The following is a 12593-nucleotide window of genomic DNA, read 5'->3' as shown; positions in this document are numbered from 1 at the left end:
GAAACGGGAAGTGGCGGCGCACATGCGGTCTTTTGCTTTTCCCCGCGTCGTCCATGGTTTATGCGCCGATCATGGAACAGCAGGATCAGCCGAATGGCGCGGGGGCGCCCAATTCCGATGAAGCCATGGAAGCCGTTCCGTCGCGGCGCCGGATGCTCGCGCTCGGCGCGGTCGGCGTGTCGGCGGCACTGACGATACGTCCCGCCTTTGCTCAGACCGCGGTATCGGTGATGAATTGCCAGATCCCGGTGCCCGACGTGTCGGGTGCGGGCAAATATATCGACGGCAGGGGCAATCTGGTCGCCGCGGGCACCAAGGGTGCGTTTCCCGGCTCGCCGCGGCCGTTCACCGGCGAAGAGGTGAAGCGCGCCTTTCGCGGCCAGACGCTGCCGGGCACGACCTCCAGCCAGTCGCAGGCCTATCTGGAATATATCCGGCGCTTGCGGGCGGGGCAGAGCGGGTTTACCTGTTTCGCCTCGATCACGATGCAACGCTGATCATCGCTTCCTTGGTTGGCGATGACGGTTCCCCCCGCATCGCCAGACAAAGGAAATCCGCTTGAAACTAGCCTCGCTGAAGAAGGGTCGCGACGGGCGGCTGGTCGTCGTTTCGGACGATCTCGCCTGGTATGCCGACGCTGGCCAGATCGTCCCGACGATGCAGGCGGCGCTCGACAATTGGGCTTATGCGGCCCCCCGCCTCGCAGCGCTGGCCGAGGATCTCAACCATGACGCGATCCCCAAGGATCGGTTTCACGAGCGCGATGCGGCATCGCCGCTGCCACGCGCCTATCAATGGGCCGACGGCAGCGCCTATGTGAACCACGTCGCGCTGGTGCGCCGGGCGCGCGGCGCCGAAATGCCTGACAGCTTCTGGCACGATCCGCTGATGTATCAGGGCGGCAGCGACGCCTTTCTCGCGCCGCGTGACCCGATCCCGCTCGGCGATCCCGCGTGGGGCTGCGACATGGAGGCCGAGGTCGTCGTGGTCACCGGCGACGTGCCCGCCGGTACCGACGCGGTCGCGGCGCGCGGCCATATCCTGCTCGTCGGGCTGACCAACGACGTGTCGCTGCGCGGGCTGATTCCGGCCGAACTCGGCAAGGGCTTCGGTTTCTTCCAGTCGAAACCCTCGAGCGCAATGTCGCCGGTGTTCGTCACCCCCGACGCGCTTGGCGAGCGGTTCCGCGACGGCAAGCTTCACGGCACCCTGTGCGTCGACCTCAACGGCCAGCCGCTCGGCCGTGCCGATGCCGGGGTCGACATGACTTTCGATTTTGGTGCGCTGATCGCGCATGCGGCGAAGACCCGCGACCTTGGCGCGGGTACGATCATCGGCTCGGGCACGGTGTCGAACCGCGATGCCGATGGCGGACCGGGCAAACCGATCGCGCAGGGCGGATTGGGCTATTGCTGCCTCGCCGAGGTGCGCACGGTCGAAACGATTCTGGAGGGCGAAGCGAAGACGCCTTTCATGCAGAAGGGCGATACGGTCCGCATCTGGATGGACGACGATCGCCACCACAGCATTTTCGGTGCAATCGAGCAGCAGGTCGGCTGATCTGGAGCAAATACCTCTCCCGCGCGGCGGGAGGGGCATTGTCACATTCCGCTGAGCGCGTCCTTGAGCGAACAGGCGGCCGGACCAAGGATCACGATGAACAGGCACGGCAGGATGAACAGGATCAGCGGCACCGTCATGATCGCGGGCAGGCGAGCGGCCTTTTCCTCGGCGCGCATCATGCGCTCGTTGCGGAATTCGGCCGACAGGACGCGCAGCGCCGAGGCGAGCGGCGTGCCGTATTTCTCGGTCTGGATCATGGTCGTGACCACGCCCTTCACCGAATCGAGATTGACGCGATAGGCAAGGTTCTCGAACGCTTGGCGGCGTTCGGTCAGGAAGCCGAGCTCGATTGAGGTCAGCGCGAACTCTTCGCCCAGTTCGGGATAGGCGCGGCCCAGTTCCTTGGACACGCGGCTGAAAGCGGAGTCGACGGTCAAACCCGCTTCGGCGCAGATGACGAGAAGGTCCAGCGCGTCGGGCAGGCCCTTGCGGATCGCGTCGGTGCGCTTCGACCGCTTGTTCTCTACGAACAGGTCAGGGGCCTTGTAACCCAACAACAACGCCGCCATCGTCGCCCCCGACCGCTTGAACGGGGTCAGGTCGGGCCACATGTCGACGCCATAGATCAGGAAAGCGACGACGCCGCCGAACACGATCGGCAGGATCAGGCGCCCAAAGATAACCGCGACCGCGAGATCCTTTGACCGAATACCCGCCTGCGCCAGCTTCTGCTGCACATCCTTGATCTGGTCTTCCTGCAGCACCTGAAGCTTGCCGAGGAAGGTGCGCATCTTATCAGCGGTCTGGTTTTTTCGGACAAGTTTCGCGCGGCGCTTCGCGGTCGACGCAGTGATACCGGCCTTGAGCTGTTCGCGGCGGTCGTTCAGCGCCTTGACGCGCTTCGCCATCGGATCGCGCACGGTCAGCGCGCCATAAAGCGCGATCAGTACTGCGCCGACGCCGACCGCAGCGAGCGTGGTCGCGACCCAGATGACATCGACGCCCATGATGGTCGGACCGCTGGTCGAACCGGTGAACGAGGCGAGGAGCAGGGTGGTGTTCATTCGTCGCGCCCCTTAGATTTCAAAGCTGATCATGCGCGACATGATGAAGGCGCCGAGGCTCATCCATACCAGTCCGCCGAGTCCAGTGATGATCAGCCTTTCTTCGACGAAGAAGCCATGAAGATACTCGGGGTTCATCGAATAGACGATACCGAAGACGAAGAAGGGCAGCGCACCGACGATATAGGCCGAAGCCTTGGCTTCCGACGACATCGCGCGAATCTTCAGCTTCATCTGCGCGCGCTTGCGGAGCACGTCGGAAAGGTTCGCGAGCGTTTCGGCGAGGTTGCCGCCCGTTTCGCGCTGAATTGCGATCGTGATGCAGAAGAACTGGAATTCCGGCGTGCCGAGCATCTCGGCCGATTCCTGCAAAGCCGCTTCCATCGTATTGCCGATGCGGATGCGTTCGACGACGCCCTTGAACTCTTCGCCGACCGGGCCGGGCAATTCCTGGCTGACGACCTGGAAGGTCTCGGTCACGGGAAGGCCCGATTTCAAGCCACGGACGAGCAGGTCGATCGCGTCGGGGAAACGCGTGTTGAACTTGGCGACGCGCTTCTTGATCAGCCGGTTGACCACGAAATAGGGCAAGCCGAGCGCGGCGATCACACCAATCAGGGCGGCTAGCGGGAACGGGCTGCGGATCAGCAGCAGCAAGCCCGCAACGACCACGAACAGGGCCATCGACGCCATCATATACTGGCTGACGGTCCAGGTCTTTCCGGTCCGGCGGAGCCGTTTTTCCATCTCTTCGCGACGCGGCATGAAGCTGGACAGGCTCTGACTGCCCCTGTTGCTTCCGGACTGGATCGTTTTGCGCATTTGCGCTGCGACCACCGCTTCGGTCGACGCGGCGTGGCGGTCCTTGACCATCGCCAGCCGCCGAGTTTTCGCCTTGCCCATCGAGGGGCCGCTGAACAGGACGAGCATGGTGAAGGCCAGAAAGGCGCCACCGATGATAAGGATGACTGACAGGTCCATAGTCGGTTTTCGTCCGCTTCTCGTCCCAAGGGCGGCTGGCGACCGGTCACCCGGCCGCCATCGTCCTTATTTCGTGCCCTTTTTGGCCATCATGCCGCCGATCCCGCCAAGCTTGCCGAGCAGCGAGGCGCCCGACTTGCCTTTGGCGGACGGTGCCACGGCCTCATCAGCCTCGGTGTCCGCGCCATCGAGGATAAGCCGCATCAACTGGTTCCACACCGCGCTGGCCTTGGTGCCCTTGCAAATCTCGGCGTAGGATTTGCCAAGCTTTGCTGACTGGCTGACCAATTTGGGGTCGAACGGAATCACGATGTCGATCTGGCGTTCGATCGACGATTCGAACTCCTTGCGCGACAGCTCGCCGATTGCGGTCTGGAACTTGTTGGCGACCAGGATGACGCGGGCACCCGGTACGTTTTGCTTGAACCAAGACAGGATCCGGATCGTGTCGCGCGCCGAGGCGAGCGTCACGTCGGCGACCAGCAGGATCGTTCCGACTTCCGACACCAGGTGCGGGAAGGGGATCAGCACGTGGCGCGGGATGTCGACGATCGTCATCTCGAATGCGTTGCGCAATTCTTCTTCCAGCTGGAAAAAGGCCGAACCGTCCGTCATCACGGGCTGGTGGATCGGTGCCTCGGCCGACAGCAGGCTGAGCTTGTCCGATGCCCGCACCATCGCGCGTTCGATGAACAGGCCGTCGATGCGGCTCGGATTGTCGATCGCGTCGATCAGCCCACGGCCCGGTTCGAGGTCGAGGGTCAGCGCGCCGGTCCCGAAATGGATGTCGAGGTCGAGCAACGCCGTCTGGCGACCGGCCTGTTCGCTCATCGCCCAAGCGAGCGATGTCGATACGAGCGAGGCGCCGACGCCGCCGCGAACGCCAACTACCGCCATCATGTGATGCGGCTTGTCGTCCATCATGTCGGCATGCTTCGGTGCGGACAGCATCGCCTGTGCCATCGTCAGCGATTCGCGGACTTGGTCGAGTGACAGCGGCTTGAGCAGATAGTCCTGGATTCCGCTCGACAGCAGGTCGCGATACAGGCGCACGTCGTTCACCTGGCCGGCGGCGATCACCACCGTACCGGGCTCGCAGACTTCGGCCAGCGCGTTGATGTCGTTGATCGGATCGCCCGATTCGGACATGTCGACGAACAGGATGTTCGGGCTCGCCGAGACCGACAGCGACTGGACCGCGTTGCGCAGGCCGCCCTTGTTGCACTTCTCGATAGGCCAGCCCATGTCGTTGGCGGCCGCGCGGATCAACTCCAGCGTATCATCATCGCACACGAAGGCGTTGAAGGGTTCGCGCAAGCCGGCAATTTTAAATGGCGCGTTCACTGGTTGCCTCCCCCGCTGGTTGACGTCTGTTTGAGTTCGCCGGCGCCCGTGGGCGGCCTCTCGCGGTAGGTCTTGATCGCGCGCGTCGCCGACGCGGGATCCTGACGATCGTTGCTGGCGCCCTTGATCAGGTCGTTCGGATCGGCGACCATCGCGGCGAGATTGCTGTTCGTCGCGCAGCCATAGTTGGACGAGGTCGCATTGTTGAAATTGATCGACGACTTGCTCGACCAATCGGGGCATCCTGGGACTGAAGCGGTCGCACGGGTGACGACGACACGCAGGCTGCCGGGCGCCACCGTGCCGGTGGTGACCGGAACGGCGTTGCTGAGCAGCATGCCGCGGCGTTCGATCATCGCGCGGATCGACGCCTGGGCCACGCTTGCGCCATAGGGCGAAGGATCCTCGATCGAAATGCGATCGCCATAACGCACCCCCATCGCGTCGAGCCAGCCTTGCAGGCGTCCCTGTTCGCTCGGCGGCAATTCGCCGCCGCTGGTTGCGACATCGAATTGATAAATGCTGTTGCGGACGATCGGCTGATGGACCGAATCGAGACCCGTATTGGAATGGGCGCCGCCCGTGCAGCCGGCGAGCGTCGCGGCTATTGCGAGGGTCGTCCAAGTTGCGATCTTGTTCATAATCTTGCTCCTGAAAACCAGCGCGTCACTTGATGCTGAAGCCCGGCGACACATCGGCCCCGGCGCGCAGGCGATCGGCGTCGGCTGGCGAGGTGTCGAGGCGCGGCTTGGGGCGGTCGCCGCCGGTCACGCCGTTGCTCGTCTGGTTGATGAGCAGGCGCGCGGCATCGTTGGCATCCTGATAGGCGTCGGTGGGCAGCTTGATGTCGTTGGCCGAGACCGGCTGGACCAGATAGGGCGTCACGATGATGACCAGTTCGGTCTCGCCGCGGCGGAAGCTGTCCGATTTGAAGAGCATGCCGAGAAGCGGCATGTCGCCAAGCCCCGGCATCTTGTCGATGGCCCCGATCGAACGATTGTTCATCAGCCCGGCGATCATGAAGCTTTCGCCCGATCCCAGTTCGACGGTCGTCTCGGCGCGGCGGACGGTCAGTGCGGGAACCTGGAAGCCCTGCAGTTCGATCGCGCCTTCGGTCGACAGTTCCGACACTTCCGGGCGAACGCGCAGGCTGATCCGGCCGTTCGACAGGACTGTCGGCGTATAAGCCAGGCTGACGCCATATTTGCGATATTCGATCGTCGTGCCGGCGAAGTTGCCGGGAATCGGAACCGGGAATTCGCCTCCGGCAAGGAAGTCGGCGGTTTCACCCGAAATCGCGGTGAGGTTCGGCTGCGCCAGCGTCACGACCATGCCCGAACGTTCGCCCGCATCGAGCGAGGCGATCAGGTCGAGGCCGAACAGGCGACCCGCGCCGGCGAGGCTACGGATGCCGGCCGGATTGGAGATGCCGTAGGTCGTACCCTGATAAATCGTATCGATCGGCTGCCCCGTCACCGGGTTATACGGTCGCGGAACCGGGCTGCCTGGAAAAACTGCGGTCGGGGCTAGCGGATAGTTGATCTCGCCGGCGGACCGACCGCCGAACACGCCGCCGAGGAAACCGTTCCCCAACGGGCCGTCCTTGTCGCGGGTCAGCAGGTTGCCGCTGATTTCCTTGACCAGAGAGCGGTTCACCTCCGCGATGCGGACCTGCAGGTTGACCTGCAGCGGCGTCGCGGTGCGCAGACGCGAAAGGACCTTGGTCTGATCGCCGACAAAGGCCTGGACCAGCCGCTCGGCCTCGGCGGCGTCGTCAGGCGACTGGACGGTGCCGGTGAGCAGCACAAAGCCGTTCATCGTGTTCGCCGAAATCGTCGCCTCGGGCATCGCCAGCGAAAGCATCTGGTCGATGGTCTCGATATTGTTGCCGACGCGCGCGACGGTCGAATAGACGACCCGGCCGCTGGCGTCGGTGGCATAGATGCTCGTTTCGCCCGGCTTCTTGCCGAAGATGTAGAGCTGGCGGCTCGAGCGGACCTGAACGTCGGCGACTTCGTCGTTGGCGACGAAAACGTCGGTCATCGCGGCGGGAAGGCTGATCAGCCGGCCGCGTCCCACCGACAGGTCGACGCTGCTGCTGGCATTCTGGACCGCTTGTGCCAACGCCTGGTGGGCGGGGGCCGTTACCAGCGTGGCTGCCACCAGGCCGATGGCCAGGGTGCGGGCCAGCGCCGCTGCCTTGAACTTGGGTTTGCTGCTCATCTTACTTACCCCCAACCGGAACTTCGGTCACTTTTTCGCCGCGCGTCACACGCACGATCGGACCGCGGGGTGCCGCCGGTGCTGCACCTCCATAATTCGAGTTCTGTCCGCCGCCGTAGTTGTTGTTCGGCTGCTGGCGCGGTGCCGACACGCGGCCGCTGACTGGGACCCAGAAGCGCGACACATCGCCGCCGGTGGTCGCCGAGCCACGACCCGAGGTCGGGCGTGCGGCGGCTTCGGCCATCATCTTCTTTTCGGCGGCGGTGCCGCCCTTGGTCGGCACGTTGATTTCGCCTGAAGCGATCGCGGCGTCGAGTTCGCCGGCGCTTTCGGCCAGCGGGCGCAGGGCGAGCGACAATTTGCCCATGTCCTGTGCAACGGCGATCTTTTCGGCGATCTCGGGCGTCGCTTCGAGCGTCACCGAGCCGAAGGTGCGAACCGGGGTCTTGCCCGTCTCGTCCTCGGCGTCATAGCGCTGGTCGGTGGCGAGCACGCGGACGTTGCGCACGATCGTTTCGGCGGTGAACAGTTGGTCGTCGGGATAGGCGCTGCCTTCCTTGACCTTGATTTCCTGGGCCAGCACTACGTCGACGCGGTCGCCCGGGAAGACGAAGCCGGCGACGCCCTGTTCTTGGCTGACCTTGACGGTCACCGCGCGCATGCCCGGGCCAAGCGCCGCGGCGAGGAAGCCGCGATCGTCGGGATGGACGAGCGCGCCCTGGGTCAGAGGCTGGCCGGCGGTGATCGGATAGCGAACCACCGTGCCGACAAGACCGTTCACGTCGGTCTTCTCTTTCAGGAAATAGGCCTTCTCGACCAGTTCCTTGGGCCAAGGCTGGAAACGGAAGCTGTCGGGGCCGATAATCGTTCCTACGGGCAGCTGGCGGGTGGCGACCAGGATCATAGGACCCTGTGCTTCCGGTGCCGCGGCGGCGCGCGCCTGCGGTGCCGATGCGCCGCGCATCATCTGGTTGACCCCGAACGCGGCCCCGATCGCAATGACCAGCGCGCCGACGATCAGCATTATCTTTCGCGTATCCATGACGATTTTTCGCCTCCTAACACTCGCCAGACGCGGCGGTGCTTGCCCTCAACTCGATGCGATAGCCTGAAACTGGTTAAGATATTGTTGGTGAAGCGCCCAAAGGCCCGCAGCGGCGATCGCAACGCCATAGGGGACCTGCGGCTTGGCCTCCGGACGCTTGACGATCTGCCAGACGAGCATGGCGGCCGACACCGCCGCCCCGGACAGCGCCATCACCATCAGTGACGGCATCGTCAGCGGAACCGGCACCCACAGGAATACGGCAAAGACGTTTTTCACGTCGCCCCCACCCATGGCGTTGAACATGTACATCACCAGGAAAGCGGCGAAGATCGTGGCGGCAACCCCCACGAGAATCGCGAGATCGGGCCACAGCGGCCATCCGGTGGCAAACCAGAAGGGAATGGCGAGGATGGCGATAAGACCATTGAGGCTGTTCGAAATCTCGCGCCAGCGCAGATCGCTGATCGCCGAGCAGATCATCAGGATCGCCGCGAGCAGCATCAGGATCAACTGAGGAAAATGGCCGTTCATGCCCCGATCCCATAGAGGTCATGGCTTACCAAATAGTAACCATGTCGAGCGCCGCGCATGCTTGCATTCCGGGACCCAGAAGATATGCGGCGGGGATGACCGGCGCGCTCCCTTCCGACATCGACGTCCTGATCGTCGGCGCTGGGATCGCGGGCGCCAGCCTCGCCGCCGGGCTCGCGTTGCATCGGCGTGTGCTGATGATTGAAGCAGAGGATGTACCTGGATATCATGCGACGGGCCGCTCGGCGGCTTTTTGGCAGGAAAGCTATGGCGGAACCGGCGTCCAGCCGCTGACGGCGGCGTCCTTCGAAGCGCTCGCCCACCCGCATCCCGATTTTTCCGATCGCCCCTTCCTCTTGCCGCGCACGGCGGTGATGATCGGGCGTCGTGACGAGGCGCCGGCGGTCGATGCCTTTGTCGCCGCGTTCGAGGCGAAGGGCGTCGCGGTGTCGCGCCTGTCGTCAGCCGACCTCGCCGACCATATCCCCGGGCTGCTTCCTGACTGGAGCGAGGGGGCCTATGAGCCGTCGTGCCGCGACATCGATGTCGGTGCCCTGCATGCCGCCTATCTGCGCGTGGCGAAGCGGGCAGGAGCACTGCTGTCGGTGCGCACGCCGCTGATCTCGGCGCGCCGCGAACAAGGCGGCTGGCGGGTGGAAACCGGCCAGGGCACAATCCGCGCCGCGCTGATCGTCAACGCCGCGGGCGCCTGGGCCGATGCGGTCGCCCGCGCTTGCGACGTCGCGCCGGTCGGTATCCGTCCCTATCGCCGCACGATCGCGCAGGTCCGGCTCGGGGTTCCTACACCCGCCGCGCTGCCGCTGATCGGGCATGTCGGTGGTGATTTTTATTTCAAGGGCGAGGGCGAGGGGCGCATCTGGCTGAGCCCGCACGACGAGACGCCAAGCGATCCCTGCGACGCCGCGCCCGAGGAACTCGACGTCGCCCTGGCGATCGACCGGCTCCAGACGGTCGTCGATTGGCCGATCGCGGCGGTCGAGCGCAAATGGGCCGGACTGCGCAGCTTTGCGCCCGACCGGCTTGCGGTCCTTGGACCCGACCCCGACGTGCCGGGTTTTGTCTGGTGTGCGGGGCAGGGCGGTTTCGGCATCCAGACCGCGCCGGCGATCGCGGGTCTGCTCGCCTGGCAACTTGGCGCGCCTGCGCCTGACGGCGCGATCGCGCGCGTCGACCCATCGCCTTATGCGCGGGCACGCTTCGCCTGATATCTCAACGGCACGCTTGCGCACGGCAATCGCCGGGCTAACATGGGTTAGCCGCACGGACCGGCGGCTGCATCTTTGGAGAACCCCCGATGGCCCATTATTTCGAGATCAAGAAGAACAAGGCCGGCGAGTTTGTCGCCTATTTCAAATATAACAGCGAAACGATGTTCTGGACCGAGGGCTATTCGAGCAAGGCGTCCGCGGTGAACGCCATCGAATCGATCAAGAAGAACGGTCCCGGCGCCGAAACCAAAGAAGCCGAATAGGCGATCGGGCGCGGGCGTTCAGCGCGCCCGCGCCTTTCGCATGATGTCCAGCGCGGCGTCGCTGGCGAGCTGGTCGGCGAGTTCGTTGTCGGGGTGCCCGGAATGGCCCTTGACCCACAGCCACTCGATCTGGTGGCGCGCCGCCTCGGCGACCAGTCGCTGCCACAGATCGGCATTGGCGACCGGCTTTTTCGCCGCGGTCTTCCAGCCGTTTTTCTGCCAGCCGAAGACCCATTTGGTAATACCGTCGCGAACATAGACGCTGTCGGTTGACAGCTCGACGTTGCACCGCCGTTTGAGCGCCGCCAGCGCCTCGATCGCCGCCATCATTTCCATGCGGTTGTTCGTCGTATCGGGTTCGCCGCCCGACAGGGTCTTCACCACGTCGCCCCAGCGCAGCACCGCGCCCCAGCCACCGGGGCCGGGGTTGCCCTTGCACGCGCCGTCGGTCGCGACGATCACCGTTTTGCTCGCCGGGTCGGTCATGCGGCAGCGAAGAGGCTATCGGCGTCGGCAGCCTGATAGCGGCGCAGCCGTTCGAGGAAGGGCGACGGATCCTTGCGCGTCACCAGCGCATCGGCGGGGGTATGCACCCAGTCGTGCGCGCGGGTGAGCAGGAAGCGCAGCGATGCGCCGCGGGCGAGGAGGGGCAGCGCCGCCTGTTCCGCATCGCTGAGCGTGATCGCGCCGGCATAGCCGCGCATCAGCGCCTTGGCGCGGGCGGCGTCGCAGAGGGTGCCGTCGGCCGAAAAGGTCCAGCTCGCATGGGTGACCGCGACGTCATAAGCGCGGAAATCGGTCGCGGCGAAATAGAAGTCGATCAGCCCGGTGACCCGGTCGCCGAGCATCAGCACATTATCGGGAAACAGATCGGCATGGATGACATGCGCCGGCAAATCGGTCGGCCAGTGCGCGTCGAGATAGTCGAGTTCATCGCCGACGATCGCGGCGAGGCCGGGGCGCACCGCATTGAGGTCACCGGTTGCCTCGGCGATGGCGCGCCAGTGACGATGCCCCATGCTGTTTTCGCGTCCGCCCGCATAGTTCGCCAAGGCGCCATGCATGCCGCCCAGTGCCGCACCCGCCGAAGCGCACTGTCCCGGTGTCGGATGGTTCAGCGAAATGCCGGGCAGGAACTGGATGATGCAGGCGGCGCGATCCGAGATGCGCTGGATCGCAAGGCCGTCGCGGTCGCGGATCATCGGCGGCACCGCGCAGCCGCTGGCGGCGAGATGCGCGAGAAGGTCAACGAAGAAGGGCAGTTCTTCGACCTTCACCCGCTTTTCATAGAGGGTCAGGATGAACCGCCCGGCGGTGGTTTCGAGCAGGAAATTGCTGTTTTCGACGCCCTCGGCGATCCCTTTGCACGACAGGGCGGTGCCGATGTCGTAGCGGGCGACGAGCGCGGCGAGATCGTCGGGGTCGACCCCGGTATAGACCGCCATCAGGCCGCTGCCGGCTCGAGGCCACGCGGCAGCTTGAACACCATATTCTCTTCGGCGGTTACCACTATATCTTCGATGATCGGGCGGTGTGCCGCGACGGCGTCGATGACCTCGCGCACCAGTTGCTCGGGCGCGCTGGCGCCGGCGGTGATACCGAGCGTACCGATATCGGCCAGCCATGCGGGGTCGATGTCGCCGCCGCGCTGGACGAGATGCGCGGGCGTGCCCATGCGTTCGGCGACCTCAACCAGTCGCACGCTGTTCGAGCTGTTGGGCGCACCGATCACGATCATGCGGTCGCAGCGGCCGGCGATCGCCTTCACCGCTTCCTGCCGGTTCGACGTCGCATAACATATATCTTCGCCGCGCGGTCCTGCGATCGCGGGAAAGCGGTGCTGGAGCGCCGTGATGATGTCGCGGGTGTCGTCGACCGAGAGGGTTGTCTGGGTCAGGAAGGACAGCATTTCGGGATCGGGCGGCGACAGCGCGGCAACATCGTCGACCGATTCGACCAGGGTCATGGCCCCCTCGGGCAATTGCCCCAGCGTCCCGATCACCTCGGGGTGGCCGGCATGGCCGACGAAAATGATGTGGCGGCCGCTTTCATGCGCGCGTTCGGCCTGGCGATGGACTTTCGACACCAGGGGGCAGGTCGCGTCGATATAATCGAGTCCGCGTGCCTCGGCCTTGGCGGGGACCGCCTTGGGCACGCCATGGGCGCTGAACACGACTGGCACGCCGTCGGGAACCTGTTCGAGCGATTCGACGAAAATCGCGCCCTTGGCCTTCAGCGTGTCGACGACATAGCGGTTATGGACGATCTCATGCCGCACATAGACGGGCGCGCCATAGCGATCGATCGCCAGTTCGACGATGCGGATCGCGCGGTCGACCCCCGCGCA

General features: G+C 64.8%; 13 protein-coding genes and 1 pseudogene. 4 read left to right on the top strand and 10 right to left on the bottom strand.

Translation table 11 applies throughout. The features are described 5' to 3' along the window. The first annotated feature begins 53 nt into the window (after positions 1-53). Positions 54-497, top strand: a complete 444-nt coding sequence (locus ASD67_RS13310) for a hypothetical protein (RefSeq protein WP_443028039.1) — start codon at positions 54-56, stop codon at positions 495-497. Between the two features lie 61 nt (positions 498-558). Further along, complete coding sequence (locus tag ASD67_RS13305) at positions 559-1560, top strand: fumarylacetoacetate hydrolase family protein (RefSeq protein WP_056347949.1); 1002 nt, start codon at positions 559-561, stop codon at positions 1558-1560. Positions 1561-1601: 41 nt separating this feature from the next. On the opposite strand, the gene ASD67_RS13300 is transcribed toward ASD67_RS13305, so the two are convergent. From ASD67_RS13300 to ASD67_RS13270, 7 genes are all read right to left on the bottom strand, one after another. Beyond that, entirely contained in the window at positions 1602-2570 is a 969-nt protein-coding gene (locus ASD67_RS13300; RefSeq protein WP_056348529.1) for a type II secretion system F family protein, read from the bottom strand. Between the two features lie 69 nt (positions 2571-2639). Next, a complete protein-coding gene (locus ASD67_RS13295) occupies positions 2640-3608 on the bottom strand; it encodes a type II secretion system F family protein (protein WP_056347947.1) in 969 nt (322 codons plus the stop codon). 66 nt (positions 3609-3674) lie between these two features. Then, positions 3675-4952 (bottom strand): P-loop NTPase, encoded by a 1278-nt coding sequence (locus ASD67_RS13290; protein WP_056347945.1) that lies wholly within the window; start codon positions 4950-4952, stop codon positions 3675-3677. Next, positions 4949-5593, bottom strand: a complete 645-nt coding sequence (locus ASD67_RS13285) for a CpaD family pilus assembly protein (RefSeq protein WP_056347942.1) — start codon at positions 5591-5593, stop codon at positions 4949-4951. Before ASD67_RS13285 ends, ASD67_RS13290 begins: the two co-directional genes overlap by 4 nt. A gap of 25 nt (positions 5594-5618) precedes the next feature. Beyond that, a complete protein-coding gene (locus tag ASD67_RS13280) occupies positions 5619-7175 on the bottom strand; it encodes a type II and III secretion system protein family protein (protein ID WP_056347940.1) in 1557 nt (518 codons plus the stop codon). Position 7176: 1 nt separating this feature from the next. Further along, positions 7177-8217, bottom strand: coding sequence for a Flp pilus assembly protein CpaB (cpaB, locus tag ASD67_RS13275; protein ID WP_056347938.1), 1041 nt, complete (start codon positions 8215-8217; stop codon positions 7177-7179). A gap of 48 nt (positions 8218-8265) precedes the next feature. After that, on the bottom strand, positions 8266-8724 hold the full coding sequence (locus ASD67_RS13270) for an A24 family peptidase (RefSeq protein ID WP_235535689.1): 459 nt from the start codon (positions 8722-8724) through the stop codon (positions 8266-8268). A gap of 125 nt (positions 8725-8849) precedes the next feature. Here ASD67_RS13270 and ASD67_RS13265 point away from each other — a divergent pair, with 125 nt between their 5' ends. After that, positions 8850-9980: an NAD(P)/FAD-dependent oxidoreductase gene (locus ASD67_RS13265; RefSeq protein WP_056347933.1), complete on the top strand. Its 1131-nt coding sequence runs from the start codon at positions 8850-8852 to the stop codon at positions 9978-9980. An 89-nt stretch (positions 9981-10069) separates the two neighbouring features. Further along, positions 10070-10246: a YegP family protein gene (locus tag ASD67_RS22660; protein WP_082545046.1), complete on the top strand. Its 177-nt coding sequence runs from the start codon at positions 10070-10072 to the stop codon at positions 10244-10246. An 18-nt stretch (positions 10247-10264) separates the two neighbouring features. On the opposite strand, the gene rnhA is transcribed toward ASD67_RS22660, so the two are convergent. The 3 genes and pseudogenes from rnhA to ispH form a co-directional block, all read right to left on the bottom strand. Further along, positions 10265-10732: a ribonuclease HI gene (gene rnhA, locus ASD67_RS13260; RefSeq protein ID WP_056347931.1), complete on the bottom strand. Its 468-nt coding sequence runs from the start codon at positions 10730-10732 to the stop codon at positions 10265-10267. Next, positions 10729-11691 carry a homoserine kinase gene (gene thrB / locus ASD67_RS13255; protein WP_056347930.1) on the bottom strand — a complete coding sequence of 321 codons (963 nt, stop codon included), beginning with the start codon at positions 11689-11691 and terminating at the stop codon, positions 10729-10731. The genes rnhA and thrB overlap by 4 nt, the downstream gene beginning before the upstream one ends. After that, positions 11691-12593: pseudogene (gene ispH / locus ASD67_RS13250) on the bottom strand (4-hydroxy-3-methylbut-2-enyl diphosphate reductase); the annotation flags it as partial. The pseudogene ispH and the gene thrB, both read right to left, overlap by 1 nt.

The organism is Sphingopyxis sp. Root1497, assembly GCF_001427085.1.
Lineage (GTDB): Bacteria > Pseudomonadota > Alphaproteobacteria > Sphingomonadales > Sphingomonadaceae > Sphingopyxis.
The sequence above is the reverse complement of the archived record's forward strand: the minus strand, read 5'-3'. Positions and strand labels throughout refer to the sequence as shown.